The sequence below is a fragment of the Myxococcus sp. AB056 genome, assembly GCF_006547365.1.
Taxonomy (GTDB): domain Bacteria; phylum Myxococcota; class Myxococcia; order Myxococcales; family Myxococcaceae; genus Myxococcus; species Myxococcus virescens.
Genome location: NZ_VHLB01000041.1, coordinates 46004 through 72065 on the forward strand (window position 1 = coordinate 46004; position 26062 = coordinate 72065).

The 26062-nt window shown below is 68.1% G+C and carries 24 protein-coding genes; 9 read left to right on the forward strand and 15 right to left on the reverse strand.

The window, feature by feature from the left end; all coding sequences use genetic code 11:
• Positions 1 to 31 precede the first annotated feature (31 nt).
• The 3 genes from FMP39_RS19190 to FMP39_RS19200 all read right to left on the reverse strand — a co-directional run bounded on the left by FMP39_RS19190 (position 32) and on the right by FMP39_RS19200 (position 2578).
• Positions 32 to 412 (reverse strand): hypothetical protein, encoded by a 381-nt coding sequence (locus FMP39_RS19190; protein WP_141591783.1) that lies wholly within the window; start codon positions 410 to 412, stop codon positions 32 to 34.
• A 144-nt stretch (positions 413 to 556) separates the two neighbouring features.
• On the reverse strand, positions 557 to 1528 hold the full coding sequence (locus FMP39_RS19195; RefSeq protein ID WP_141591784.1) for an aldo/keto reductase: 972 nt from the start codon (positions 1526 to 1528) through the stop codon (positions 557 to 559).
• A gap of 240 nt (positions 1529 to 1768) precedes the next feature.
• A complete protein-coding gene (locus FMP39_RS19200) occupies positions 1769 to 2578 on the reverse strand; it encodes a M57 family metalloprotease (protein WP_141591785.1) in 810 nt (269 codons plus the stop codon).
• Between the two features lie 290 nt (positions 2579 to 2868).
• Here FMP39_RS19200 and FMP39_RS19205 point away from each other — a divergent pair, with 290 nt between their 5' ends.
• Entirely contained in the window at positions 2869 to 3231 is a 363-nt protein-coding gene (locus tag FMP39_RS19205) for a YciI family protein (protein ID WP_194858468.1), read from the forward strand.
• A gap of 18 nt (positions 3232 to 3249) precedes the next feature.
• A complete protein-coding gene (locus tag FMP39_RS19210; protein WP_141591787.1) occupies positions 3250 to 4485 on the forward strand; it encodes an RNA polymerase sigma factor in 1236 nt (411 codons plus the stop codon).
• Positions 4486 to 4528: 43 nt separating this feature from the next.
• On the opposite strand, the gene FMP39_RS19215 is transcribed toward FMP39_RS19210, so the two are convergent.
• From FMP39_RS19215 to FMP39_RS19245, 8 genes are all read right to left on the reverse strand, one after another.
• Positions 4529 to 5143 (reverse strand): class I SAM-dependent methyltransferase, encoded by a 615-nt coding sequence (locus FMP39_RS19215; protein ID WP_141591788.1) that lies wholly within the window; start codon positions 5141 to 5143, stop codon positions 4529 to 4531.
• A complete protein-coding gene (locus tag FMP39_RS19220; protein WP_141591789.1) occupies positions 5127 to 6479 on the reverse strand; it encodes a cytochrome P450 in 1353 nt (450 codons plus the stop codon). Before FMP39_RS19220 ends, FMP39_RS19215 begins: the two co-directional genes overlap by 17 nt.
• Positions 6480 to 6598: 119 nt before the next feature.
• The gene (locus FMP39_RS38680) at positions 6599 to 6829 is read right to left on the reverse strand and encodes a cittilin family RiPP precursor (RefSeq protein WP_368667070.1); all 231 of its coding nucleotides are present in this window, start codon (positions 6827 to 6829) and stop codon (positions 6599 to 6601) included.
• Positions 6829 to 7587 carry an ABC transporter ATP-binding protein gene (locus tag FMP39_RS19225; RefSeq protein ID WP_141591790.1) on the reverse strand — a complete coding sequence of 253 codons (759 nt, stop codon included), beginning with the start codon at positions 7585 to 7587 and terminating at the stop codon, positions 6829 to 6831. Before FMP39_RS19225 ends, FMP39_RS38680 begins: the two co-directional genes overlap by 1 nt.
• On the reverse strand, positions 7584 to 8552 hold the full coding sequence (locus FMP39_RS19230) for an iron chelate uptake ABC transporter family permease subunit (RefSeq protein ID WP_141591791.1): 969 nt from the start codon (positions 8550 to 8552) through the stop codon (positions 7584 to 7586). Before FMP39_RS19230 ends, FMP39_RS19225 begins: the two co-directional genes overlap by 4 nt.
• On the reverse strand, positions 8542 to 9504 hold the full coding sequence (locus FMP39_RS19235) for an ABC transporter permease (protein ID WP_141591792.1): 963 nt from the start codon (positions 9502 to 9504) through the stop codon (positions 8542 to 8544). The genes FMP39_RS19230 and FMP39_RS19235 overlap by 11 nt, the downstream gene beginning before the upstream one ends.
• Before the next feature lie 12 nt (positions 9505 to 9516).
• A complete protein-coding gene (locus FMP39_RS19240; protein WP_141591793.1) occupies positions 9517 to 10503 on the reverse strand; it encodes a siderophore ABC transporter substrate-binding protein in 987 nt (328 codons plus the stop codon).
• A 307-nt stretch (positions 10504 to 10810) separates the two neighbouring features.
• Positions 10811 to 12229 (reverse strand): NAD(P)/FAD-dependent oxidoreductase, encoded by a 1419-nt coding sequence (locus FMP39_RS19245; RefSeq protein ID WP_141591794.1) that lies wholly within the window; start codon positions 12227 to 12229, stop codon positions 10811 to 10813.
• Positions 12230 to 12723: 494 nt separating this feature from the next.
• Here FMP39_RS19245 and FMP39_RS19250 point away from each other — a divergent pair, with 494 nt between their 5' ends.
• The 4 genes from FMP39_RS19250 (at position 12724) to FMP39_RS19265 (ending at position 17796) form a co-directional block, all read left to right on the forward strand.
• Entirely contained in the window at positions 12724 to 14205 is a 1482-nt protein-coding gene (locus FMP39_RS19250) for a hypothetical protein (protein ID WP_228558121.1), read from the forward strand.
• Between the two features lie 435 nt (positions 14206 to 14640).
• Entirely contained in the window at positions 14641 to 15093 is a 453-nt protein-coding gene (locus FMP39_RS19255; protein ID WP_228558122.1) for a hypothetical protein, read from the forward strand.
• Positions 15094 to 15327: 234 nt separating this feature from the next.
• On the forward strand, positions 15328 to 15600 hold the full coding sequence (locus FMP39_RS19260; protein WP_225888511.1) for a hypothetical protein: 273 nt from the start codon (positions 15328 to 15330) through the stop codon (positions 15598 to 15600).
• 141 nt (positions 15601 to 15741) lie between these two features.
• A complete protein-coding gene (locus FMP39_RS19265; RefSeq protein WP_141591797.1) occupies positions 15742 to 17796 on the forward strand; it encodes a radical SAM protein in 2055 nt (684 codons plus the stop codon).
• Positions 17797 to 17854: 58 nt separating this feature from the next.
• Here FMP39_RS19265 and FMP39_RS19270 read toward each other — a convergent pair whose 3' ends face one another.
• The 3 genes from FMP39_RS19270 to FMP39_RS19280 form a co-directional block, all read right to left on the reverse strand.
• Entirely contained in the window at positions 17855 to 20302 is a 2448-nt protein-coding gene (locus FMP39_RS19270; RefSeq protein WP_141591798.1) for an ABC transporter permease, read from the reverse strand.
• A 236-nt stretch (positions 20303 to 20538) separates the two neighbouring features.
• Positions 20539 to 20928, reverse strand: coding sequence for a hypothetical protein (locus FMP39_RS19275; protein ID WP_141591799.1), 390 nt, complete (start codon positions 20926 to 20928; stop codon positions 20539 to 20541).
• A gap of 133 nt (positions 20929 to 21061) precedes the next feature.
• Positions 21062 to 21985, reverse strand: a complete 924-nt coding sequence (locus FMP39_RS19280; protein WP_141591800.1) for an oxygenase MpaB family protein — start codon at positions 21983 to 21985, stop codon at positions 21062 to 21064.
• A gap of 167 nt (positions 21986 to 22152) precedes the next feature.
• Between FMP39_RS19280 and FMP39_RS19285 the strand changes: the two genes are divergently transcribed.
• From FMP39_RS19285 to FMP39_RS19295, 3 genes are all read left to right on the forward strand, one after another.
• On the forward strand, positions 22153 to 23103 hold the full coding sequence (locus FMP39_RS19285; RefSeq protein ID WP_141591801.1) for an alpha/beta hydrolase: 951 nt from the start codon (positions 22153 to 22155) through the stop codon (positions 23101 to 23103).
• 134 nt (positions 23104 to 23237) lie between these two features.
• Positions 23238 to 23801, forward strand: a complete 564-nt coding sequence (locus FMP39_RS19290) for a hypothetical protein (RefSeq protein WP_228558123.1) — start codon at positions 23238 to 23240, stop codon at positions 23799 to 23801.
• A 60-nt stretch (positions 23802 to 23861) separates the two neighbouring features.
• On the forward strand, positions 23862 to 24713 hold the full coding sequence (locus FMP39_RS19295; RefSeq protein WP_228558124.1) for a metallophosphoesterase: 852 nt from the start codon (positions 23862 to 23864) through the stop codon (positions 24711 to 24713).
• Positions 24714 to 24726: 13 nt separating this feature from the next.
• Here the strand turns inward: FMP39_RS19295 and FMP39_RS19300 are convergent.
• The coding region (locus FMP39_RS19300; protein WP_228558125.1) for a hypothetical protein at positions 24727 to 26062 on the reverse strand (1336 nt) is incomplete at its 5' end.

The window sequence follows — 26062 nt, forward strand, 5'->3', positions numbered from 1 at the left end:
CCCTTGGAGGACCGCACCCGGAGGTCCGTGCCTACTTCGGCTCTTCGGGGACGAAGCGGCAGTCCGGGTCGCTGATGGCGCACAGCTGATTGCAGCAGCCATCCGCCCGGCAGCTGCAGATGGGCTCCTGGATGATGGGCCTGCAGCTCTGTGAGTTGCCGTTGCAGGTCACGGTGCCGCCGTTGGCGCTGTTGGCCGAACAGGCGAAGCCCGTGCCGTAGCACGACTTGATGTTCCCACCCTCGCACTCGATCTGCACGAAACAGTCACCGGTCAGCGCGGCCTCCTGCGTGCGGAAGTGGTCCTCGGCGGTGACGTCGTTACCTCCCTGGGTCTGCTCCTCGGTGGGCACGGGCCCGCAGGAGGTCAGCATCACCAGCGCCATGACGAAGATTCCAGCCATCGACTTCATGAGAACCTCTCTTCTGTTGGGGGATACCGCGGCTGGGAATATGAGAGGAATTCCCAGTCGTCAATAGTGACACTCCGTGATGATTGGGTGTCTTTTCCGACCGTTTGAGAGGGATTTGTAACCTTTTATGTCTCGCCCGGTGCGTCACCAGGCGTAGTCCTCCGGGGCGGGCTTGTGGCCCGGGAAGATGTCATCCAGGCGTGACAATGTTTTCGCATCAAGTGTGACATCGGCCGCGTGGACCGCGGCATCGAGCTGGGCGGACGTTCGCGGTCCGATGATGGGCGCGGTGACAGCGGGCTGGTGCAGCAGCCACGCCAGCGCGACGTCACCGGGCTGATGCCCGAGCTCGTCGGCGAGCGCCTCGTAGCGCTCGATGCGGTCGCGGTGCTTCTGGAGGGCTTCCTTGGCGCGCCCTTCCAGACGGCGCTTGCCTTCGCGCTCCTTGCGGAGCACGCCGCCCAGCAGTCCGCCCTGGAGGGGAGACCAGGGGAGGATGCCCACGCCATGGAACTGCGCGGAGGGCAGCACCTCCAGCTCCACGGTGCGGGCCATCAGGTTGTAGAGCGACTGTTCGCTGACCAGTCCGGTGAAGTTGCGCCGTGCCGCCACGGCCTGGGCCTGGGCGATGTGCCAGCCCGCGAAGTTGCTGCTGCCGACGTAGAGCACCTTGCCCTGCGCCACGGCCACCTCCATGGCCTGCCAGATCTCCTCCCAGGGCGTGGCACGGTCGATGTGGTGGAACTGATAGAGGTCGACGTAGTCCGTGCGCAGCCGCTTCAAGCTGGCATCCAGCGCGCGGCGGATGTTGAGCGCGGACAGCTTGCCCTCGTTGGGCCAGTCCCCCATGGGCGCGTAGAGCTTGGTCGCGAGCACGGTGCGCTCGCGCCGCCGGCCGCCCTTGGCGAACCAGTTGCCGATGACCTCCTCGGTGCGGCCCTTGTTCTCCCCGAAGCCGTAGACGTTGGCGGTGTCGAAGAAGTTGATGCCGTGGTCGAGCGCGGAATCCATGATGGCGTGGGACTCCGGCTCCTCGGCCGTCCAACCGAAGTTCATGGTGCCCAGGCACAGCCGGCTGACGGAGAGCCCCGAGCGGCCCAATTGCGTGTACTTCATGGCGACTCCTCGATGGCCGGAGGCAGGCTCCCTCCACCGAGGACGGCCCGGCCGTTCACCGCCCGCGGGTGCCGAGCATTCAGGGCATCCGCGGCGCATGGGGGCCAGGGGTTTGCGGTGACGCCCACGCCAGGTGTCGGACAGCCAACCCGGGCGCGTGTCGAGGCGGCGTTGGTGAAACGAAAAAGGGCCACCGCCATGAAGGCGGTGGCCCTTGGGGCCGACGGAAGACCGTGGAGCTTACGGGTACAGCGCGCGGGCGCCGCTGCGGTCGTCGCTGGTCAGCACCAGGTCACCCGTCTGGGTGCCGCTGCACTGCGGGTAGTGCATGACGGAGCTGGAGTCATACGGCGTCAGCGCGCGCCAGGCGTTGTCCTCGTAGCAGCCGGTGCTGGTGAGGCGGGTGTGCTCGTGGCGGAAGCCCAGCACGTGACCCAGCTCGTGGCGAAGCACGCCCTCCAGCGTCCAGGGCGCGATGTTCTGGAAGGACGTGGTCGAGATGAGGACGTTGGCGCTGCGGCGGGCGCTGTTGGGGAAGAAGGCGCGCGCCAGGTACTGGGACGTGTTCGTCTGGTTCACGTCGAACACGACGTTGTTGTTGCGGTTCGTGCACTTCGAGTCTTCAGCGCTGACGTGGACGAACTTGACGTTGGCGGCCGCCTCCCACTCCGCCGCGGCGCTCTTCATCGCGTTGACCACGCGCGTGTAGTTGCCGCCGAACTTGGTGCTCACGCAGTACGTGAGGTTGAGGGCCTGGCTGGCGCTCCACTTGATGTCGCGTCCACCGCTGTAATACACGGCCAGCGCGCCCTGCTGCGTTCCAATGCCGCCAACGGACTGCTCGTAGAACTCGCGCAGCTCCGACTCCGTCGGCAGGAAGATGTCACCGTCGACGACGAAACCACCGGACTCGGGCTCCTGATACGCGCCGGCGCGGAACTCCTCGAACGAGACCTGCTGCGTATCCTGCGTCTCGGACTCAGGGGCGCCGCATGCGGAGCCAAGGACGGAGATGCCTGCCAGAAGCGCAATGGAGCGAAACTTAGCCATGGTGGACCTCGGAGCGAATTCTCGGAATTGAAACGAAAAGCGAGAAGAGGACCCCGGCACCGGGAAAACGGACACACAGGTTCACGCGAATTCTGAAATGGGGCTTGAGTCTCACTGGAAGTGAGAGAGTCTGCTCTGACTCAGGGTGAATCGGCCGCCATCGACGGCGGGCGCTGGGGGCGGTTAACCGAAAAGAAATCCCCCGTGAAAAGACGGTCGATTCACGGCGGTTTCGTTCGACCACGGAAGCAGGGAGGCTCTTCTCCCGCTCACCCGTGAGGCACGGACCCATGAAGTACCTGCTGATGATCTATGAGAACGAGAAGGCCGCCGAGGCGATGTCGGAGGCGGACGTCCAGCGCGTGATGGGGGAGTACGGCACCTTCGAGGCGGCCATCCAGCAGAGCGGGCACTTCATCTCGGGCGAGGAACTGGAGCCCACGACGGCGGCCACCACGGTGCGCATCCGCGACGGCAAGCGACTGACGACCGACGGCCCATTCGCGGAGACGCGGGAGCAACTGGGCGGCTTCTTTCTCGTGGAGGCCAGGGACCTCGACGAGGCGATTGGCATCGCGTCGCGCATTCCCAGCGCGCGCAGCGGCTCCATCGAGGTGCGGCCCGTGCGGGAATTCGTCAGGCCCCAGGACTGACGCCGGCTCCCGCGCGGCATGATGGACACCTCCTCCATTCTCGAACGGGCGCACCGTGAGGATTACGGGCGCATCGTGGCCACGCTCATCCGCGTGCTGGACGGCGACTTCGGCGCGGCGGAGGAGGTGGTGCAGGACGCCTTCGCCGCGGCCTTGAATCAGTGGCCGCGCGAGGGTGTGCCGCGCGAGCCGGCCGGTTGGCTGATGCGTGTCGCGCGCAACAAGGCGGTGGACCGCATGCGGCGGTCCGCTCGCCTGGAGGCGCGCGTGGGCGAGTTGGAGGCGGTGGCGCCATCCGTGGACGACGCCGAATGGCAGACGTTGCCGGACGACTCGCTGCGGCTGCTCTTCACCTGCTGTCACCCCGCCTTGTCACCCGAGGCCCAGGTGGCGCTCGCGCTCCGTTGCCTGTGTGGGTTGACGACGGAGCAGATCGCCCGCGCCTTCCTCGTGTCGCCCGCCACGCTGGCCCAGCGGCTGGTGCGCGCGCAGCGGAAGATACGCACCGCGCGCATCCCCTACGTCATCCCGGAGCCCGAGGCGCTGGGGGAGCGCACCGAGGGCGTGCTGCACACGCTCTACCTCGTCTTCTCGGAGGGCTACGCGGCCACGGACGGGCCGGCGTTGCTGCGAGTGGACCTGTGCGAAGAGGCCCTGCGCCTGGCCCGGCTGGCGCGCTCGCTGCTCCCAGACGACGCGGAGGTGGCGTCCCTGCGGGCGTTGATGCTGCTTCACCACTCCCGCCGCCGGGCACGCGTGGCGGCGGATGGCGGGCTGGTGCTGCTGGACCGGCAGGACCGCTCGCTCTGGGATGGCGCGCAGCGGGACGAAGGACTGGCGGAGCTGGGAGCCGCGCTCGCCATGGGGGCTCGGGGGCCGTACACGGTGCAGGCGGCCATCGCGGCGCTGCATGCCCAGGCTCCGCGCGCCGAGGACACCGACTGGGCGCAGATTGCCGCGCTGTATGCGCGGCTGGTGGTGCTGACGCCGGGGCCCGTGGTGGCGCTCAACCATGCCGCCGCCGTGGCGATGGCCCGCGGCCCCGAGCACGGATTGTCCCTGGTGGATGACCTGGAGGACTCCGGACGGCTGGCGGACTACCACCTGCTGCCGGCCGCGCGCGCGGACCTGCTCCGGCGTCTGGGGCGCAAGGACGAGGCCGTGAGTGCCTACCGGCGGGCGCTGGCAATGGTCCGCACCGCGCCCGAGCGGCGTTTCCTGGAAGCGCGGCTTCGCGAGCTGCTGGCGGAGTGAAGGGGCCCGCGCTGGCTTCGTGGTGGGAGCGACAGCGCCTGAGTCAGTCCTCCGTCGATGAGGAAGGCGGCACCCGTTCGATGGTGGCGAGCCAGGCCTGCGCGCCCTCCGGGTCGGTCTGCTCGTAGTGCGCCTCCCGGATGGACTTCACGCGCCAGCCTTCCCCGAAGGCCGCGCTCAGTGCCTCCGGTGGAACGGCACGCGGTCCGTCGCGGAAGTACAGCGCATGGTAGTGCCCGCCGGGCCGGAGCACGCTCGCGAGGCTGGCGGCGAACGCGGGCCGGTCTCCAGGCTCGAAGACGTGGAGCAGGGCCGAATCAATGACGGTGTCGAAGCGCCGGCCCAGCGTGGCCAGCTCCAGGGCGTTGCCCACACGCAGGTCCACATCGAGCCCGCGCAGACGGGCCGTCTCGCGCGCCCGCTGGATGGCCGGCTCCATCATGTCCACGCCGCACACCGGCAGGCCCTTGGCCGCCAGAAAGAGGGCGTTCTCCGCGAAGCCGCAGCCCACGTCGAGCACCTCGCCGGAAATCGCGCCGGCCTCCCACAACTGGACGAAGGCCCGTTGGGGCCGGCCGATGTCCCAGGGCGCGCCCAGCAGGTATGCCGAGCGGAAGAACTCGCGCCGGACCGCTGCCCCTTCATGCTCCCGCCGCATGCCGCACCTCGCCTTCCTGTGTTTGGTGAGAGCGATGCCGCGGAATCAGCCGGACCCCGAGCGGCTGGAGCGCGAGCGCCGGCCGGGGCCGCACCACGCAGCCCGGTGCCAGCTCCAGCCGGAACCGCCGCGCCACGCACGCGGTGATGAGCACCGTCTCCATCATCGCCAGCGCCGAGCCGATGCAGAACCGGGGGCCGCCGCCGAACGGGAAGTAGACGTACCGGTGCATGCGTTGGGCGTCCTCGGACAGCCAGCGCTCTGGACGGAAGGACTCGGGGGCGTCGAAGTAGCGCGCGTCGCGGTGGGTGACCCACTGGCTCACCGCCAGCATCGTGCCCGCCGGGACGTGGAACCCACCGAGTTCACAGTCGCGCAGCGCCTCCCGGCTGGTAATCCACGCCGGTGAGTACAGGCGCATGGCTTCCTTCACCACCGCCTCCGTGTAGCGCAGGCGCGGAAGGTCCTCGGCGCCAGGGAGCCGGCCCCCGAGCACCGTCTCCAGCTCCGCCACCAGCCGGGCCTCGGCCTCCGGGTGCTGGGCCAGCAGGTACCAGGCCCACACGAGCGCGTCCGCCGTCGTCTCGTGTCCGGACATGATCATCGTCGCCAGCTCATCGCGCAGCTGGGTCTCGGAGAGGGGCACCGGAGCGGACAGCAACAGGGCGAGCAGGTCCGTGCGCGACTCCGGCTGCTCCCGATAGCGGCGCACGAGCGTCGCCAGCAGCGTGTTGAGCCGGCCCAGGGCGCGGCGCAGGCGGAGGTTGGTGGGCGTGGGCACCCAGATGGGCGGCCGCAGGGGACTGTCGGTGTGCCGCATGACGGCGTCCACGGCGTCAGCCACGTGGCGGGCCTCGTCGTCGATGGGCGTGTGGAAGAGGAATCGGCTGACGATGTCGAGCGCCAGCGCGGACACGTCCGCGTGCACGTCCCGCGCGTCGCCCGGGCGCCACGTCTGGAGCATCGTTTCGGTGAGGGCCACCACGGTGTCACCACACGCGGCCACGTGCTTGCGATGGAACGCGGGCTGGACGAGGCGCCGCTTGCGCAGCCAGTCCTCGCCCTCGCTGTTCATCATCGCTTCGGGAAAGCCGCCTTTGTGACGCTTGCCTTGGCCCACTCCGGCGAGCTTCACGAAGTTGCCGTCGCCGTTGACGAGGACGCGTTCAATCAGGTCCGGGTGATTGAGGAGGAAGTTGCGCTTCCCCAGGCGCACCACGTCGCCGTACTCCCTGGCGCAGCGGGTGAGGAACCCCAGCGGGTCCTCGGAGAACTCCACCAGGTTGCCAGCAATGAAGTGGCCCTGGGGCCCCGGCGGTAGGCGCACCTGTGGCATGAACGGGTCCTGGAGGAGGGGAACTGCCGCTGGCGCAGGTGGAGCGAACCCTGCGCTCCACCCACGTCGACCAGCTCTTGAGACCCAACCGTCAGGGCGCAATGCCTGACGGCTTTTGACTAGTAATAGATATACGGGGCGGAGAGCTTGTCCGCGCGAGCAAACCGCATCAGCACAGCCAAAGAGTACAGGGCCTTCTTCATGGCGAACTCCTGGTTTGAGGTGGTGGCGTCTTGCTGTCTGCTGACGTCATGGCCAGCGCGGCGAAATGTGGCACAGCCCGAGAAGGCAGTGCAAGTGTATGTGATTAGTGGAAACCCCTTGCTTTCCAGGCTGGCGCGCCGCGCCATCACCGGTAGTGGGTGGCAATCCAGTCGCCTTCAATCTGCTGCACGGAGATGTCCAGCTCGTAGATGGCGCGCAGGACGTCGGGGCGCATGATGTCCTCCGGGCGGCCCTGGAACGCGACCTTGCCGTCGCGCATGGCGACGATGTGGTCGGAGTAGCAGGAGGCGAAGTTGATGTCGTGCAGCACCAGCACGAAGCTCTTGCCCAGCGTGTCCGCGGCGTGCCGGAGCCGCTTCATCATGGACACCGCGTGTTTCAGGTCCAGGCCGTTGAGCGGCTCGTCCAGCAGCACGTGGTCCGTGTCCTGGCAGAGCACCATGGCCACGAAGGCGCGCTGACGCTGGCCGCCGGACATCTCATCCAGGAAGCGGTCGGCGAGCGCGCTCAGCCCCATGTGCTCGATGGCCCGCTCCACGTGTTCGCGGTCCTGCACGGTGGGGCGGCCCTTGGTGTGCGGATAGCGGCCGAAGGTCACCAGCTCACGCACTGTCAGCCGGGCGGAGATGTGGTTGTCCTGCCGGAGGATGGCCAGCCGCTTCGCGAGCGTGTCCCCCGGCGTGGTGGTGACGTCCAGCCCGTCCACCCAGACGTTGCCCGACGACATGGGCATCACCCGGCTCATCATGGACAGCAGGGTCGACTTGCCCGCGCCGTTGGGGCCGATGATGGAGGTGATGCCACCCACGGGCAGGCTCAGGGTGACGCCATCCACCACCAGCGTTTCACCGTAGCGCTTGCTGACGTTCTTCGCCTCGATCATCTCGTGGCCTTTCTCATGAGCATCGCGATGAACACCATCCCGCCGACGAACTCGATGATGACGCGTGGGTTGGTGTCCAGGCGGAAGACGCGCTCCAGGATGAACTGCCCGGCGACCAGGGCGATGGCGGCGATGAGCGCGGCGGCGGGCAGGACGAACGCGTGCTGGTAGGTCCGCATCACCGCGTAGGCGATGTTGGCCACCAGCAACCCCAGGAACGTCACGGGCCCCACCAGCGCGGTGGACACGGCGACCAGGATGGCCACCAGCGCCAGCACCCAGGACACTGTCCGCTGGTAGTCCACGCCCAGGTTGATGGCGGCCTCCCGGCCCAGCACCAGGACGTCACAGGCGCGCAACAGCCGCAGGCCCAGCACGGAGACCCCCAGCGTCAGCACCGCGGAGAGCAGCAGCAGTTCGTGCTCCGGGTCGTTGAAGCTGGCGAAGAAGCGGTCCTGCAGGAAGATGAACTCGTTGGGTTCGATAACGCGCTGGACGAACGACGACAGGCTCCGGAACAGCACGCCCATCACCACGCCGCTGAGCAGCAGCAGGTGGACGTTGCCCCGGGCCATGCCGAAGAGCCAGCCGTGCAGCACGGCGGAGAAGGCCACCATGATGATGACCTCCGCGCCGAACAGGAACCGGGGGTCCAGCCCCGCCACGGTGGTGGAGCCCAGGAAGAACACCAGGCACGTCTGGATGAGCACGTACAGGTAGTCGAACCCCATGATGGCGGGGGTCAGCACGCGGTTGCCTGTCACCGTCTGGAAGAGCACCGTGGAGACGGCGACGGCGTAGCCCACCAGCAACGCGGTGGCGACCTTCTTCCCGCGGAAGGGCAGCACGAAGTCCCACGGGCCGCTCACGTCGACGAGCATGAACAGGGCCATGAAGGCCACGGCCACGCAGCCCAGCACGAGCAGGGGCCGCAGGGGGTTGACGGGCGGGGCGCTAGCCGGCACGGGCGCCTCGCTTCAGCAGGAGGTACAGGAAGAGCACGCTGCCGATGACGCCGGCGATGGTGCCTCCGGGAATCTCATACGGGTGGCGCACCACGCGGCCCACGATGTCGCAGAGCAGCACGAAGGCCGCGCCGCTCACCGCGACCCAGGGAATGGACCTGCGCGCGTTGTCGCCCATGACCATGCTGACCAGGTTGGGGACAATCAGGCCCAGGAACGGAATCATGCCCACCGTGACGACCACCATCGCGGTGACCAGGGCGACGATGACCAGCCCCAGCGCGACGATGCGCGGGTAGTTCAGCCCCAGGTTGGCGGTGAACGTCTCGCCCATGCCGGCCACGGTGAAGCGGTCCGCGGCGGTGTAGGCGGCGCAGGTGAGGCCCAGGGTCACCCACAGCAGCTCGTAACGGCCGCGAAGCACGGTGGAGAAGTCGCCCGTGGTCCACGCGTTGACTGTCTGAAGCAGGTCGTACCGGTAGGCGAAGAAGGTCGTCGCCGAATCGATGATGCCGCCCAGAATCAGGCCCACCACCGGGACGATGAGGGCCGAGCGCAAGGGAATGCGCCGCAGCACCAGCAGGAACAGCGCCGTCCCCGCGAGGGCGAAGACGGTGGCCACCATCATCTTCCCGAGCACCGGAAGGCCCGGCGCCAGCAACGTGGCGGTCAGCAGGCCCAGGCTGGCGGACTCCGCGGTGCCCGCCGTCGTGGGCTCCACGAAGCGGTTGCGAGCAATCATCTGCATGAGGAGGCCCGCCACGCCCAGGGACGTGCCCGCCAGCATGACGGCGAACAGGCGCGGCAGCCGGCTGATGACCAGCACCTGGAGGGCGCGGTCATCCGGCTCGGGCGCGAAGAGGGCGCGCCAGGACACGTCACTGGCGCCAATCAGGAGGCTGACCACCGCCAACGTGACGAGGACGGCGGCGGCGGCGAACGCGCGCTTCACGGTGGGGATGGACTACTGGGCCTGCGCGTAGGCGCTCGCGACCTGGTCGCGGAGCTGTTTGACGGACTGGATGCCGCCGCCGGTCAGGTAGGTGACGCCGGGGTCCAGGTAGATGACCTGGTTCTTCTGCCAGGCCGTCGTCTGCCGCACCAATTCGTTGTCCAGCACCTGCCGGGCATTGCCTTCCTTCTGACCGGTGGCGGCGTCCCGGTCGATGACGAACAGCCAGTCGGGGTTCTTCTCCCGGATGAACTCCGCGCTGATGGACTCGCCGTGCAGCGAGGTGCGCAGGCCCTCGGCGGCCTCGGGCACGCCGAAGTCACCATGGATGACGCCAAAGCGCGAACCCGGGCCGTAGGCGCTCATGCGCCCTCCGGTGACGAGCACGACCAGGCCCTTGCCCCGGGTCGCCGTCACCTGCTGGAGGTCCGCCACCGACTTGCGCAGGTCCTCAATCAGGCCGCGCGCCTTCTCCTCCTTGCCGAAGACGCTGGCCAGCATCTCCGTGTTGGCAATCACCGAGGCGATGAAGTCCTTGCCGCTCATCGGCACGTCGATGGTGGGCGCGATGCGGGAGAGGTTCGAGTACTTCGCGCTGGAGCGGCCCCCGGTGATGATGAGGTCCGGCTTCGCGGCCTGGAGTGCCTCGTAGTCAGGCTCGAACAGGGTGCCCATGCGCGGGTACTTCGCGTCCCGGAACTGGGTCAGGTGCTGGGGGAACATGTCGCCCGCCACGCCGTGGACGTCCACCTCCAGGGCCTGGAGGATGTCCAGCGCCACCAGGTCGAACACCACCACCCGCCGCGGCTTCAACGGGACGACGGTGGTGCCTTGTCCGTGCGTCACCGTCCGGCCCTCTGGCGCGGCAGCCTCCTCGGCGGGAGCGGACGCGGCGGCGTCCGGGCGCTGGAACCTCACGCCCACCCACAGGACGGCCAGCACGACGACGACGGAAAGCAGGGCGAAGAGCGGAAGGGAACGCCTGTTGGATGGACTCACGGTGGTCGCTGGATAGGGTGATTTTGATTCTGCGAATCAGTCGCGCATCATAGATGCTTACGTCCGCACCGTCAAAGCCTGGGTGTTTCTTCTGAGGGGCGAGGAGGCTGGAGTTGCCCCCGTCAAGCCGGACAGCTCAGGGGGAGCGTTGGCGGTGCGGAGTTCGCGGGGCGCGTTCACCGAGGCCATGCGTGAGGACGGCGCGAACCTCCATTGCCAGCCATTGGGCCGCACGCTCACGGACGTGCGCGGTTTCGCTTTCTTCGCGGAACGGCTCGGCCGCCGCGTGCCTTCGCGCGCCGGTCCGTCATGGAGATGAGGTGGGCAGGGCCGGGCGGATGTCTGTGTTCGCTCGCGCATGCAGGGGCATGAAGAGCGCGCGGGCGCCGTCCGCGAGCACCGGCAGGGCCACCGAAGGCTGGAGGACGGCGCCCAGTCCCGCCTGGAGATGCAGGACGCGGTTGAACTGCCGGTGCACGGCGGCGTCCTGGGAGCTGCGCTCCATCATCCGCCGGATGTACCAGTGCAGCACCCCCACGCCGGGCTTCCGCTGGCCGACGGCCTGCGGGTACTGCAGGTCGATGTTCGTGCCCATGAACCAGGGCAGGCGGATGGTGTCGGACAGGCGCTTGCGGAAGCGCTGGGCGAGTCCGTCGAGCGTCGTGGGGACGCGCCTGGCCTGCTCTTCGATGCAGGCGTGGAGCAGCGCAGCGCCCTGGGCCGCCACCGACATGCCCTGGCCGAAGACGGGGTTGAAGGCACACACGGCGTCACCGACGATGACCCAGTTCTCCGGGAAGCGCGCGAGGCGTTCATAGTGCCGCCAGCGGCTCTCCTTCACCTTGTGCAGGGTGAGCGGTCCCAATGGCCGGGCCTCCCGCAGGCAGGCGTACAGGTCCGGCTGGGGCAGTGAGCGGGCGAACGCGAGGAAGCCTTCGTCGTCCGTGGGCGCGTGCTCACCGAAGTACCCATTGAGGGTGACAATCCAGCGGTCCTGCTCCACGCGGCAGATGAAGCCAGTGCGCCAGTTCACCGGCGGACACGGGTACTGCATGAGTACCTTCCAGTCCTCCTGGCGGTGCGCGGGAGGTTCGTAGAGGCGGGTGGTGTACGCGAGGTCCACCCGCACCTGTTCCTCTTCGGGACGTGCATGGCCCAGGGCCTCCAGCCACTGGGGCGCACGCGAGCCCCGGCCCGTGGCATCCACCACCAGCGCGGCCTCCAGCGGTTCCTCCACGCCGGCCTTCTTCAACCGCACGCCAGTGACGCGCTGGTGGGAGGCGTCCGTGAGCAGTCCTTCGACGGAGACGCCGCCGTGAAACTCGACGTTGGGCAGCGCGAGCACCCGGCGCAGCACGTGCCATTCCAGGAAGGGACGCGTACACACCAGCAAGGGAAGGCCCCGGGGGACGCGCGACTTCCAGACGCCGAAGTGGTGCCACGCGACGTCCCGGGTCGAATCGATGAGCGCGGCCCCCTGGTCCTGGAGGTCCTGGAGGAGGCCGGGGAAGAAGCGTTCCAGGAGGCGGTGACCTGCGTCCAGCATCACGTGGACGTGCGTGCCCTGGGGAACGCCCTTGCGCGCCGCGTGCGTGTCGGGGAGCGGGTCCCGCTCCAGGATGATGACTTTCTCGAAGTGGTCCGCGAGCGCGCGGGCGCTCAGCAGCCCCGCCATGCTGCCGCCCATGACCACGGCACGTCCAAAGCGATGTCCTGGCACGTCCACGTTTCAGGCCCCCTGCGTTCCTTCCGACGTGCCCGCTTCGGGTGAAGGCATGGCCTTCTCCCGAAACCAGTCGCCGTCAGTGGGTACATTTCATGGCGTGGGTCTGACGTGTGTTTGGAATGCGCACGCCCTGCCCAGGTCTGGCGTCTACTCAAAACCGTTCGCGGCCGGGGATGCAGTCACGCATGTTGATGTGCGTGCTCGCCACGTTGGATTGGCACGCTGCGTACTGGGGCGCGGGTTGGCCATACTGACGCGTGTTTCCGCACTTCGCCGTACAGGCCTGCACGTTCTCGAACCCGTAGATGAGGTCTCCAGAACCGGGAGCTGAGCGTCTCCATCGACTGGTTTTTTCCTCACCAGCGACCCGAGCGCACTGCCTTGGCCAGACGCCGTGTTGGATTTCCTGAAGCGGCCGGCCCTCCAGGGCAATGGGCGTTCGCCACCCTGCTTCCCACCGTCCCCCGGTTTCGGGCCGGAGAGGAGTGGTGCACATGCGCGTTGGAAGCTGGTGTGTTCTCGCGGGGCTGGGGATGCTGGGCTGTGGTGGTGTCGAGGAGGACGTGAGTGCCGCCACCGGGGACGCGCGAGTCCAGGCACACGCCTGTGCCCCCGGGGGCACCGTCTACAAGGTGAAGGACATCCTGCCTCCGGGCGCGCCGCTCCCGTCCCCCAACGTGCCGGTGCCCGACTCACTGACGAACGTGCAGGGCACGCTCTACTTCGGGTCGGACCTCTACGGAGACCGCGCCACCCTGTGGCGCAGTGATGGGACCTCCGTGGGCACCGTGCCCGTGAAGGAGTTCATTGCGCCGGGACCGGGCTACCAGGGACTGAGCGCGTTCACGCCGGTGGGCGCCCGCCTCTTCTTCATGGTGAATGAGTCGCCATTTGGAAGGGAGTTGTGGGTCAGTGATGGGACGGGAGCGGGCACGCGGCTCGTCAAGGACCTCGAGCCGGGGACCGCCAGTTCCTCGCTGTCCTACCTGGGACAGGCTGGGGACGTGCTGACCTTCTTCCGGAACTCCTCCGCGGGAGCCGGGGTGTCGCTATGGCGCTCCGATGGGACGGAGGCGGGGACGTTCCAGCTCATGGCCTACGGACCGGACCAGGAGGTGTCGTCACGCTCACTGGAGGTGGCGGGGGCGCGCTTGTTCACCATGGGCAGCACGGTGGCGGGCACCTGGCTGTGGCGGACGGATGGAACGGTCGCGGGAACCAGGCAGGTCAAGCGCCTGGACGCGGAGCGGATTTATATCTCCAACTGGGAGCACACCGAGACGGGCGTGGGTGTCTTCACCTTCTGGGACTCGGGGGCCATCACGGAGGTCTGGAAGACGGACGGGACTCCGGGAGGCACCGTGCGCCTGGAGTCCTTCGGTGGCGATGTCCGGCTGCTGGGGGCCCTGGGTGGGCACGTCTATCTGTCGTCCGTGGTCGGGGGAGGGACCTCCTTGAGGGTGTCGAGGGTGTCGCTCGCGGGCGGTGGCAAGGAGACGGTGACCACGCTGCCCAACCGCTACGCGGGCCAGCCCGGCGCGTGGCCCTTCACGCAGATGGCGGTGCGCGCGGGCGGGAAGCTCTATCTGTCCGTGGGCATCGGCACGCCCGGGCCCGCGCCTCGCGAGGTGAGCCTCTGGGTAACGGATGGCACCGCGGCGGGGACGCGGGAGCTCAGCCGGGGCCTGTCGACGTCCGATGAGTGGGCTTCGCCGCTCTTCGACACTGGCGCCGGGACGCTGCTCTTCAGCTCGAACGAGGGCGGCACGGGCCTGGAGCCCTGGGTGACGGACGGCACGCCCGAGCGGACAGGTCTCGTCGCGGACCTCAGCCCCCTGGGCGGCTCCTCGCCCGAGGACTTCACCCGCGTGGGCGGCACCGTGTTCTTCCGCGCCTACTCCAACACCTGGGGTGACGCGCTGTGGGCCATGCCGACCAATGTGACATGCCCCACCCAGGAGCTCCTCGCGCGCTGACGCGCCGTAATGGCGTGAGGCGGTGGATGGCGGCGTGCGTCCGAGCCTGCCTGGAGCAAGGCTCGACGCACGCGGTCGCCGCCGGTGTCGGGAAAGTCCCAGTTGTGACATGAAATGTAACAACCAGGCATCCAGACATCAGTGATGGGGCTGGCTCTTGCCAGGAAATACGGGAGGATCCAAACGAGAATCCTGTCGTTGCGCGCCTCGTCGTGCTGGTGCGAAATGGTTGCGTTTGCTGATGGGTTGCCGTGATTTGACCATTAGTCATGGTTGGATTATCTCTTCGCGCGCCACTTCATGACGCAGTCCTGAAACCTGTCGTCCATGCCGATGGTCTGAAAAGGCAGGGCCTCGCTGAGCTGTGCGAGAGGTCCGGGCCCGGAGCCGCTCCTCTCGTCGTCCCGCAGTCCACCTCCACAAGGATGGTCGCCTGTGAACAGTCCCATTCTGATTCTGGGTTTGCTCGTGGCCAGCGCAGGCCCGAGTCATGCCGCGAACTCCTCGCGTGAAAGGGCGGCCACGGTGAACTCCGCCAGCACCAGTGTCTTGACGGACCGCGTCTCCATGCAGGCCAATGGTGCGAGCCTGGTGGTCGAGCTCAAGACGGTGCGTGACCTCAGCGCGGTGGTCGTGACGGAGTCTTCTCCGGTGGCGTTCTGGCCCTTCCAGAAGAACGACGTCATCGTGCGCATCAACACGCAGCAGATTTCCCGCCCGTCGGACATCCTCTTCGTCTGGCGCACCGGAGCGCCCTCGTCCTTCGAGTTCGAGGTCCTCCGAGGCGGCACGCGTCTGGTGTTCACTGGCACGGCGGCGGAGTTCCCGGGGCTGGCCCTGCCCCCCACGCCGGAGCCGCCCCCTCCGCCTCCACCTCCGACGCCTTGAGTCCCCGGCGCCGCCTGTCTCCAACCCGTCGCGAGGCCCCGGTACGCCGGAGGCCCGCGCTCGCCGTTTTGGGTGTCTGACAAAGTCATTCAGTCATGGTGGTGGGGTGTTTGTTTTTGTCGGGTCGCGTCTTGATATGTCGTGAGAAGGCCATGGACAATCAAGACGCCCGAGCAGGTGATGCGTGAAGACCTGAACGGGTCGCAGACAAAAACAACACCCCCGGAGGTACGCATGGACGACTCGAAGAAGGGTTCTCGTCGTACGATTCGCGCACTCGCCTCACCGGCTGCCCTGACGGTGCTCTTCGGAGCCTTCGCCAGCAACGCCGCGACCCTGAAGCCCGTGGTGAATGACACCATTGGCGTCAGCAACGTCAGCTTCCCGACGACCGAGGTCCAGCAGCAACAGCAACAGCAACAGCAGCAGGTCGTGAAGCCTGGCACCATGGCCAGCGGCAAGCCGGTGATGCTCCAGTCGCTCGTCGCGGACCTGGGCCTCGCATAGCTCCACCGAAGTCTGTTGTCAGCGCTGCCTTCCTGTTGGGAGGCAGCGCTTCTTCGGGGGCATTCAGTTCATGGGAGCGCTCCCGGCGCGCGATGACGCACAGCCTTGTCGGTTCAGCCCAGCACATGGAGGTTCTGGCCCATGGAAACGCCCTTGACGCAGCGGCCCGGTGACACCCCCCAGGAGGCCCGCGACAGCTCGCGACCGGACCTTCATCTCGTCTTCCCTCCGCAGTGGTCTCCGCTCCAGCCCTTCCTGAGCACCCCGTCGCTCAAGGCCTACCTGGAGCAGAAGGGCCACCGCGTCCACCAGGACGACTGGAACGTCGTCTTCTACCGCTGGTTCATCAGCCGGGCGCGCCTGCCCCTGGCGCGGGCGCGGCTGGAGCGCTTCATCGCAGCGCTGACGGATGAGCACCGCCTCTACCGCGCCCGGTGCCTTCAGGCGCTGGCGACGCTGGAGGAGTATGAGCAGCTCATCGTCCAGGTGGAGGGGCTGCGCACCGGCGATACCTACGGCACGGTGGAGAGCTTCAAGGACAGCGTGGACGCGCTCAAGGCGCTGCTCGCGGCGTTCTCCGCGGCGGAGCCCGTCATCGAGGTGGGGACGACGTCACTCCAGGACGGCGACGTCCTGGGCTCCATTCCGTCACTGCTCGCCTTCATCGACAACCGCAACGCCAACCCCTTCATCGCGTTCTTCGAGGAGCAGGTCGCGGGCGTCAAGCAGCTACCTCGCTACTTCGGCGTGTCCATCATCGGCACCGAGCAGATTGTCGCGGGACTCACGCTCTGCCGTGTGCTGAAGCAGCGTCATCCGGACGTCCCGGTGCTGGTGGGGGGCAGCGTGTTCTCCCGCCTGGTGGAGAAGGAAAGCACGTGGGTCACCCAGTTGTTCGGCAGGTGCTTCGACTTCATCTGCCGGTACGAGGGCGAGCGCCCGTTGGACCGCTTTCTGTCCGTGGAAGACCCACGGGGAGACCGCCCGCCCAACTTCGCCTTCATGGAGGGTGAGAACCTGGTGCTGACGCCGCTGGGGGACTCGCTGCCGATGAGCGAGGTCCCCACGCCGGATTTCGGGGGGCTGCCGCTGGATGAGTACCTGTCCCCCGAAATTGTCCTGCCGCTGCTGACGACGCGCGGCTGCTACTGGGGGAAGTGCGCGTTCTGCTACCACGGCATGATTTACGGCGACCGCTACCGCATGCGCGCGCCCGAGATGATTGCCAAGGACCTGGAGGTGCTCAACGCGCGCCATGGCGTCCGGCACTTCGCGTTCAACGACGAGGCGCTGCCACCCAAGCTCTTCCGCATGTTGCCGCCCGCCGTCCCCAAGGGGCGCTACTTCTTCACCGCGCTCTACAAGTTCGAGAAGTACTTCACGCGGGAAGACTTCCAGAACATGCACGACATCGGCTTCCGCTCGCTCTACATCGGGCTGGAGACGGCGTCCGAGCGCGTGCAGCGCCACATGCGCAAGAACAACACGCAGAAGGTGATGGTGGACAATCTCCAGTTCGCGCACGACGCGGGCATCTGGAGCCATACCTTCAACTTCTTCGGCTTCCCCACGGAGACGGAGGCCGAGGCGGAGGAGACCGTCCAGTTCCTGCTGGGGCATTCGGACATCCTGCACTCGGAGGGAACGGGGACCTTCGTCTTCGAGCACAACGCGCCCATCCACCTGTCACCCGAGCAGTTCGGCGTGAAGGCCTTCAAGCCGCGCACGGACACCGTGCTGGACCTCTTCTATGAATACGAGCCCGCCACGGGACTGGATGCGGCTGGCGCGCAGGCCATGCTGGAGCGCTACAACCGCCTCAAGCGCGAGCGGAAGGTCTACCAGCACGGGCACTGGGTGGACCGGGAGCACCTGCTGCTGCTGCTCAGCCGTTACGGACGGGACGCACTGAAGAAGGCCTTCGCCGAGGTCGAGGATTCGGACCGGGGCTATTCCGCGGCGGAGCTGCTGCGGGGCTATGCGTTCGACACGCCCGAGGGCAAGCGTCACTTCGTGGTGAACCGGCGGTTGCGCCGGGTGTGCATCACCAACGAGGACGCGGTGCGCATCGTCGGGTGGCTCCAGTTCGGCGCCAAGGTGGAGGACCTGCTCGCCGCCTATCCCGCGCTGTCGGCCGCGCTGGACCCGGTGCCCGAGGACGTGGAGGAGCTGACAGCGCTGCGCGAAGCGTCCTGAGGCCGGGCGTCCGTGTCCCTCGCTCCTGGAGGCCCAGGGCGCGAGGGACAGCGCCCCGTCATCGCTTCTGGATGGCGATGATGGGGTCCACCCGGGAGGCGCGGCGAGCGGGCAGCCAGGTGGCCAGCAGCGCCACGCCGCCCAGCAACAGGGCGAACACGCCGAAGGTCAGTGGGTCCGTCCCGCTGACGCCGTACAGCAGGCTTTCCATGTAGCGGGACAGTCCGAAGGCGGCGACGAGCCCCACGCCGATTCCCAAGCCCGCCATCTTCATGCCCTGGTCCATGACCAGCCGCACCACCCGGCCCGGAGGCGCCCCAAGCGCCATGCGGATGCCAATCTCCTGGGTGCGTTGCGAGACGAGGTAGGAGATGACGCCGTAGAGGCCCGCGGTGGCCAGCACCAGCGCGATGAGCGCGAACGCGCCCAGGAGCGTGAGGCTCAGGCGCCGTCCCGCCACGGACTGCTGGATGATCTCCTCCATGGTCAGGATGTTGTAGAGCGGCTGCTCGGAGTCCACGGTGCGCACCGCGCCGCGCAGCGTGGCTGCCACGCCAGCGGGCGCCGTGCGTGTCTTGAGCACCAGCGTCACCGCTTGGAAATACCAGAGCGTGGAGCGCGGATGGTTGTAGGGGAGGTGGACCTCGGGGAGGGGTTGCTGGTCCAGGCCCGCCTGCCGCACGTCTCCCACCACGCCGATGATTTCCACGGGCTGGCCCCCGATGAGCAGCCGGCGTCCCACGGCCTCGCTTCCCGCGAAGTGCCGGCGGGCGAGGGCCTGGTTGACGATGACGACCTGCTCGGCGCCGCGGCCGTCGTCCTCGGTGAAGTCGCGGCCGGCCAGCAACGGTATCCCCAGCGACTTGAACAGGTCCGGGCTGGTCGTCCTGAACTCCGCGAACAGCGTCTTGCCCGGCTCCGCCGGCAGCTCTCCCTCCACGGCGTAGTCCCCGCTGGTCCACGCCGTCTGGATGGGCAGGAGGGAGATGAGCGCCGCGGACTCCACGCCCGGGAGCGTCCGGGCCTTCTCCAGGATGGGTTGGAAGAGGCGCTCGACGACCTCCTCCCGGGGGTACTGGTTCGGCGTGATGGGCAGGTGGGCGGTGAGGACGTGGCGTGGCTCCAGCCCGGGCTCGGTGCCCAGCAACTTCACGAAGCCTCGCAGCAGCAGCCCCGCTCCGACGAGCAGCACCAACGACAGGGCCACCTCCGTCACGACGAGCGCGCCGCGAAAGTAGTGATGCGCGCGCGACGGAGACTGCTTGGCCCCTGGCTCGGCGAGGCTGGCGCGCAGCGGCGTGCGCGTGGCCTGGAGCGCCGGTGTCAGGCCGAAGGTGAGCGCGCTTCCCACGGATATCAGCAGCAGGAAGCCGAGGACCCGCCCGTTGAGGGGAAGGTCCCCGGTGAGCGGGAAGGACGCCCGGACTAGGTTGCCCATGGCGTTCACACCCCAGGCGCCCAGGAGCACGCCCAGCAGCGCGCCCAGCAGCGACAGCAGCAGGCTCTCCACCAGGAGCTGCCGCACGATGTGTCCCCGGCTCGCGCCCAGTGCGAAGCGGACGGCAATCTCCTGCTGCCGCGTGGAGGTCCGGGCGAGCAGCAGGTTGGCCACGTTGGCGCATGCGATGAGCAGCACCAGCAGCACCGCGCCCTGCAGGAGCAGCAGCGTGGGCCGCACGTTGCCCGTCACCGTCTCCGCCAGGGACACCGCCGCGGCGCTTCGCCCGGCTTGCTGCGCGGGGTGCTCTTCCTCGATGCGGCGCGCCACTTCCTTCAGCTCCGCGGCGAGCGTCTGGGGCGGGACACCCGGGCGCAGCCGCCCGAGGACACTCAGGAAGTGCGAGCCCCGGTTGTCCACCCGGTCCGCGGAGGGGACGAAGGGGATGAAGACCTCCATCCGGGCCCCCGCGGGAAAGCCCACCGCCGTGGGCAGGATGCCCACCACGGTGTGCGGCTGTCCGTCCAGCGTCAGCGTGCGTCCGACGAGGCCCGGGTCGGCTCCGAAGCGGCGCTGCCACAGGCCCTCGCCGATGACGACGACGGGCGCGGCCCCGGGCTGGTCATCGCCGGGCGCGAAGCCGGGGCCCAGCTTGGGAGGCGTGCCCAGGAGCTGGAAGAGGTTGGCCGTGGCCGCCACCACGTTCACCCGCTCCGCGCCCTCGGGCGTCATCAGGTTGCGGCCCTGGAATTCGTAGGCGGCCACGCCTTCCAGCGAGGGGAGCTGGGTGGACCAGTCCTGGTAATTGGGCCACGACACCGAGCCCAGCCACGTCGGGTCCCGCGCCGGTGTCGTCTCGAAGAGGCGAACGAGCTGTCCTGGCTCGTGGTAGGGCAGCGGGCGGAGCAGCACCGCATCCACCACGCTGAAGATGGCCGCGTTGGCGCCAATCCCAAATGCCAGACACAGCACGGCCACCAGCGTGAAGACCGGGTCCTTCCGGAGCATCCGCACCGCGAACTTGAAGTCGCTCGCGATGTCCCCCACTCCGTCGGCGATACGGGCCATGTCCACCTCGCGCGGGTGAGCCTAGCAAAAACAGCTCACCCGGCAATGAACCCAGGCCCGGAGGTGACGGGCGCGTCCCGCGCAATCAATCTTTCCTTCTTCAGTGCTTCCCAGAAGGCGCCTGGAATCGCGACCGTCATGGACTGCACGTTTGCCTTCACCTGTTCGGGCGTGCTCGCTCCAGGAATGACGGAGGAGACGACAGAAGGCGCGGCGGCGAACTGGAGCGCGTCACCTCAGTGGGGAGGGATGCCCTGCTTCTCGCTGGGCGTCTCCGTGTAGATGGACTTGAACAGCGAGGCCAGTCCATTGACGGTGGAGCCGAAAGCCTCCACGCCCGCCTGTTTGTAGTTGCCCTTCTTGGCGCTTTCGAAGGCGTCCCGGCCGAAGTTCAGGGCCTCGCGCTGGTGGGCGTTGACCTCGCTGCGCTCCCCCGTCTCTACCTTCTTCACGTTGTCGATGACGCTGGCCTGGGAGCGCGAAGAGATGCCGATGTTGTTCCGGTCGAGAATCTGGTTCACGCCGCCGACCGCGTGGGCGTAGTCGCTCTGCTTGCCCTGCGTGGTCTGGTCGATCTGCTGCCGCATCGGATTCTGGAACGTGTGGTTCTGCTTGACCTTGAACATGGCGTTTCCCCCGTGGGCCTTCGCGGCCCCGCGATGTGTTTCTTGAAATGATTGTCGGGGTATGTGGGCGAGAGTTTCCTGTGTGCGCCTTTTCTCCCACTTTTGCGGCTGCCCTTGTGGGACGCCGGGTGCTTCAGGGGCCGCCCTTGGACGGCGCGCGCTGAGGCGAGCCCTCCGCGGCGGCGCCATGCTTCACGGGACACGTCCTGGGGACGGTTCCCAAGGATTCGACGGCGTAGCCATTCGGGTAGCTGCGGATGTTCGCGCGCTGCCGGGCGTAGGCGGGCTCCTTCTTTGGAGACAGCGCGTAGCGGACGAACGTGCCGCGCGCCTTGAGCGCCAGATGGAACACCTTGCGGCTGAGGCCAGACGGGTGGGGGTAGTGGAACGCGTCCAGCAGGGCGTCCTCCATCAGCGTGCGCGCGAAGAGGGTGACCAGCCGCTTGGGGGCGAGGTTCGTCGGCGGGAAGGTGGTGAGCAGCTCCAGGGTGGCGTCCGCGACGGCCTTGCTGCGCGCGTCAAAGGCGAAGTGTTTGGCTTCGTAGCCGTCCATGAGCGAGGTGAAGGCCTCGTAGGTCTCCGGGATGTCCTGGATGCCCATGTGGCGTCCGACGGCGCGGTAGTAGTTCGTCCATCCCGTCACTTCATGCGGCGTGAGTGGCCGCCATCCGAAGTCCGCAATCCAGCGCACGGGCATCACCACGAAGGTGGAGAGCACGTAGCGCATGTCATCGTTGGAGATGTCATAGGCGCCGTGCATCTGGTTCATGCGCCGGAAGGCGCTCCGGCCTTCCTGGCTGGCCATGCCGTGCTCCAGGATGGTGTCCAGGATGAGCACGGTGTCGTCGTAGCGCTTCTGGGTGCGCTGGGTGAACTCGCCCGTGTCGTGCAGGAGGACGCCGATGCTGGGCACCGCGTAGGTGCGGAACAGCGCGAAGCTGAGCGCCTGTTCGACGTCCCAGGGGAACTCCCGGGTGGCGAGGATGCGGACGATGTCCTCGTGTTGGGTCTGGGCGTCGAGGCGGTCCGTGAGGTCGCGCAGCGCGAAGCGGTTCATCCATCGCTCCTCTGTGAATGCGAACGCGGAGTCTAGCCCAGACAGGGCCTGCCGCGCCCGCTGGCGCCGCGCCGGGTCCTTGCCCGCATGGTTGCTGACGCTCGCGCCCGGGTTGGCACCTTTCCGGCGGCGTCCGTCCTCGGGCGCCGGACCAAGGAGCAGCGCGCATGAACCTGGACCCTTCCACGCAGAAGTTCGTCTCGGACCTGGCGGCCTCGAACAGCCCGCCGCTGTACACCCTGACGCCAGAGCAGGCACGGGAAGTCCTCCTCGAGGCGCAGTCGATTCCAGTGTCCATGCCAGACGCGGACGTGGAGGAGCGCAAGCTGCCCGTGGGGCCCAGGGGCTCCGTCCGGACGCTGCTCTTCCGGCCGAAGGGGAGCAAGGAGCGCCTGCCGGTGCTGATATTCGTCCACGGCGCGGGCTGGGTGATGGGAGATGCCAGGACGCACGAGCGGCTGGTGCGGGAGCTGGTCAAGGGGGCGAATGTCGCCGCGGTGTTCGTGGACTATGGCCGCTCGCCTGAGAACAAGTTCCCCGTGGCCATCGAAGAGGCCTATGCCGCGACGAAGTACGTGGCGGAGCACCCGGACGAATTCAACGTGGATGCCCGCCGCATGGCGCTGGTGGGAGACAGCGTCGGAGGGAACATGGCGACTGTCGTCAGCATGCTCGCGAAGGAGCGCGGGGGGCCGTCCATCCGCTTCCAGGTGCTCTTCTATCCCGTCACCGACGCCAACTTCGACAGCGGCTCCTACCAGGAGTTCGCGGAGGGGCCATGGCTGACGCGCAAGGCGATGAAGTGGTTCTGGGATGCCTATCTGCCGGAGGCCGGCAAGCGCGTGGACCCGCATGTGTCCCCGTTGCGGGCGTCACTGGACCTGCTCAAGGGCTTGCCCCCCGCGCTGATCATCACCGACGAGAACGACGTGCTGCGTGACGAGGGCGAGGCCTACGCGGCGAAGCTCTCCGAGGCGGGCGTCAACGTCACCCAGGTCCGCTTCCTGGGGACGCATCACGACTTCGTCATGCTCAACGCGCTGGCGCAGACGCCGGCGGCGCGAGGCGCCATCGCGCTGACCACCACCAAGCTGCGCGAGTGGCTGCACGCGAACTGAGCCCGCCTTTCAGTTTCTGAGAGCCGGCCGAGGAGACTGGCGAGCGCATGACGGGCGCCGGCTCTCCAAGGCAATGGCTGCATGCCGGCTGCCTCTCAATCTTGGCGCCTCCCCCCGCTGCATTGGAGGTCGCCATGAAGCGTCTGTCTCTCAAGTCCTCATTCGCTGTTGCCAGTTGCGTGAGTGGTATTGCCGCGCTGGCGTTCACGGTCGCTCCCGCGGCGGCGTTCGCGCAGGTCCCCCCACCCGAGTTCACCCTGGTCGAGTGCATGCAGGGAAACCAGAGCCAGAACTACACGCCGGCCATCTCGCTCTTCGCCCGCCTGGTGGACGTGACGGGCTCGGGGCAGTTCTCGTCCTGTCTGGACGCGACGGACCCCGGGATTGCCTTGGGTTCGTTCACCATCACCGGGAATGGCGCGGCGAGCTGCCTGATGGCGAGCGTGCCCACCCAGAACACCGTGACCTGGAATGACGGCTCGCAGAGCGTCATCGAGTTCCTCGGTGGGGTGGATGTGCGGCCGGTGGGGATGACGATGGTGACGCTGCTGGGCCGGGTCTCCAGCGGCCGGTATGAGAACGCGCTCGCCATCAAGACGATGGACGTGTCATCCGTGCCCGGGGTGACCCAGTGCATCCTCGGCGGTGTGCGCTCCGCCACGGCGAACGTCTCGCTGACCCTGCTGCGGCTGTTCTAATCGCTGTCTGCGTATTTGATTCGCTGGGGCCCGAGGTCGTGGCCCCAGCCGGGGCGAACCGTGGCTGTCAGGAAGGCGCTGCCCGCGGCGACCCTGGGCGCCATGCGAATCCTGAAGCTCGAAGCGGAACCGTTGTACCTGTGGCCCTACCTCACCGCGGCCCCCCGAGGTGGAACCGAAACCCAGAACCTGCCCCTCCTGCTGGGGAAGGTCGACGCACTGCCAGCGGGGCTGGATGCTCTGGTGGTGACGTCGGACCTGCAGGGAGTGGCGCCTCGCGCGCTGCTGGGAGGCGCGGTGGCCCTGCTGGGAGAAGTCCTGGCGGATGGGCTCGCGTCCTTGAGTGCGGAGGGCATGTTGCCCCCGCTCGAGCACACGGGCGTGGTGCTGGCGGGGGACCTGTTCTCCGACGACGCCGCGCTGGTGCGGGGAGCATCCGGGGACGTGCGGTCCGTATGGGATGCCTTTGGACAGCAGTTCCGCTGGGTGGCGGGCGTGGCGGGAAATCACGACACCTTTGGCACCGCGCGCGAGCGGGCGCAGTTCTTCCGCCAGCGTCCGGAGCAGCAGATGCTCGACGGCGACGTGGTGGATGTGGATGGGCTTCGGGTGGGCGGCGTGAGCGGCATCATCGGCCGTCCGGACAAGCCGGGCCGGCGCGACGAAGAGGCGTTTCTTCGGAGCCTTCGTGACGTCATACGGCAGGACCCGGAGCTGCTGGTGCTCCACCAGGGCCCCGATGTGCCTGGAACGCGCATGCGTGGAAGCGCGGCCATCCGGGAGGGCCTGCCGGCCCGTGACGACCTGTTGGTGATTTGTGGCCACTCGCACTGGGACGCGCCGCTGGTGGCGCTGCCCGCGGGGCCCCAGGTCCTCAATGTGGACAGCAGGGCCGTGCTGCTCACGTGCTGAATCCGGCTCCTCCTCAGGGCCTCAGTCGCAGGAGGAATCCATCTCGCGGGCGAGGGTAGGGCGTGCCTTCTGGAAGCGAGCGCGCCAACGCGCCCGCCGCGACCGCGTAGCCGCTCGAATCCACCGCCACCGTGCGCGCCAGGGTGGGGCTTGGACTGGTGAAGCTGCGCACCCAGAGCGAGGCGCCGTCCTCCGGGTGGAACCGGGCCACGTAGAGGCCCGCGGGTACGCCGCCGCCGCCCAAATCCAGTCCGCCATCATGCGAGCCCGCCAGGGTGAGCTGCCCGGCATCATCCGTGGCCAGCGCGGTGGCGGTGGCCGCGAAGGAGCGCGCCCAGCGTTCCTTGCCATGGGTATCAAAGACAGCCACGAAGCCCTGATAGCCGCTGGAGGTGTGAGGCTTCCCCCGGAAGTAGAAGCGCCCGGAGAAGTTCCCTCCGACGAAGACGCGGTCAGGCCCCACCGCCAGGGCATTGGCGGTGCCCTCGGTGCCGCGCAAGTCCCGGCTCCAGGCGTGCTCGCCGTCCGAAGACAGCTTCAGCACGAAGGGCGTGCGCTGCCGCACCGTGACGAGCGTCGGCCCGCCAAAGCAGACGGCACCCGCATAGGCCCCCGCGATGTGCACGCCGCCAAAGACATCCACCGCCACGGCCCGGGCCGTCACCAGACCTTCGCTCTCCGCGGCCCAGGTGCGGCTCCAGCGCGTCTGGCCGCTGGCGTCCAGGCTCACCGCGAAGGCGGAGCGCTGGCCCTGTGGAGATTCCTTCACGCCGTCGCCGAAGTCGCGTTGGCCCTGGAAGTCTCCCACCAGCACCACGCCGCCAGCGCCGTCCGGCGCGAGCGCATTGACGGTGAGCGCACCCGTGCCGTCGAAGTTCCGCACGCGCTCCAGCGCGCCCTGGGGCGACAGCCGGGCCAGGAAGGCTCCGGGCGGGATTTTCACCGCGCCCTGCGCGAAGCCTGCGGACACTCCGCCCAGCCACGCGTTGCCTTCGCCATCCACGGTGAGCCCGCCCACGTGCACGCGCGTGGTGTCTGTCTCCGGTGTCAGCCCATGCGCCCAGCGCAGGGTGCCTTCCGAAGAGAAGCGCGCCACCAGCAGGTGCGGCGCTCTTGATACGTGGTTGAAGGGCAGGGAGCCTCCCCCAAGGTCCAGAGGCTCACGGTAGGTCGCCGCGACGAGGACGTCCCCGTCGGGAGCCACCACGGCATGTGGCGCTTCGCTGTCCCCCAGAACCAGCGGACGCGTCCACGCCAGGACCCCCTCGCCCTCACCTGCAGACGACCCCGCCACCTCCAAGCCCGGGGCGCGGGCTGCCGCGTGCGCCCTCTCCCCGCACCCCACGAGG

Excerpts from the sequence above, each read along its gene's own strand:
- FMP39_RS19265 (WP_141591797.1), top strand. The coding sequence starts at position 15,742 with ATGGAAACGCCCTTGACGCAGCGGCCCGGTGACACCCCCCAGGAGGCC.
- FMP39_RS19220 (WP_141591789.1), bottom strand. The coding sequence starts at position 6,479 with ATGCCACAGGTGCGCCTACCGCCGGGGCCCCAGGGCCACTTCATTGCT.
- FMP39_RS19190 (WP_141591783.1), bottom strand. The coding sequence starts at position 412 with ATGAAGTCGATGGCTGGAATCTTCGTCATGGCGCTGGTGATGCTGACC.
- FMP39_RS38680 (WP_368667070.1), bottom strand. The coding sequence starts at position 6,829 with ATGGCGCGGCGCGCCAGCCTGGAAAGCAAGGGGTTTCCACTAATCACA.
- FMP39_RS19215 (WP_141591788.1), bottom strand. The coding sequence starts at position 5,143 with ATGCGGCGGGAGCATGAAGGGGCAGCGGTCCGGCGCGAGTTCTTCCGC.
- FMP39_RS19275 (WP_141591799.1), bottom strand. The coding sequence starts at position 20,928 with ATGTTCAAGGTCAAGCAGAACCACACGTTCCAGAATCCGATGCGGCAG.
- FMP39_RS19290 (WP_228558123.1), top strand. The coding sequence starts at position 23,238 with ATGAAGCGTCTGTCTCTCAAGTCCTCATTCGCTGTTGCCAGTTGCGTG.
- FMP39_RS19285 (WP_141591801.1), top strand. The coding sequence starts at position 22,153 with ATGAACCTGGACCCTTCCACGCAGAAGTTCGTCTCGGACCTGGCGGCC.
- FMP39_RS19210 (WP_141591787.1), top strand. The coding sequence starts at position 3,250 with ATGATGGACACCTCCTCCATTCTCGAACGGGCGCACCGTGAGGATTAC.
- FMP39_RS19205 (WP_194858468.1), top strand. The coding sequence starts at position 2,869 with ATGAAGTACCTGCTGATGATCTATGAGAACGAGAAGGCCGCCGAGGCG.
- FMP39_RS19270 (WP_141591798.1), bottom strand. The coding sequence starts at position 20,302 with ATGGCCCGTATCGCCGACGGAGTGGGGGACATCGCGAGCGACTTCAAG.
- FMP39_RS19225 (WP_141591790.1), bottom strand. The coding sequence starts at position 7,587 with ATGATCGAGGCGAAGAACGTCAGCAAGCGCTACGGTGAAACGCTGGTG.
- FMP39_RS19280 (WP_141591800.1), bottom strand. The coding sequence starts at position 21,985 with ATGAACCGCTTCGCGCTGCGCGACCTCACGGACCGCCTCGACGCCCAG.
- FMP39_RS19260 (WP_225888511.1), top strand. The coding sequence starts at position 15,328 with ATGGACGACTCGAAGAAGGGTTCTCGTCGTACGATTCGCGCACTCGCC.
- FMP39_RS19195 (WP_141591784.1), bottom strand. The coding sequence starts at position 1,528 with ATGAAGTACACGCAATTGGGCCGCTCGGGGCTCTCCGTCAGCCGGCTG.
- FMP39_RS19200 (WP_141591785.1), bottom strand. The coding sequence starts at position 2,578 with ATGGCTAAGTTTCGCTCCATTGCGCTTCTGGCAGGCATCTCCGTCCTT.
- FMP39_RS19250 (WP_228558121.1), top strand. The coding sequence starts at position 12,724 with ATGCGCGTTGGAAGCTGGTGTGTTCTCGCGGGGCTGGGGATGCTGGGC.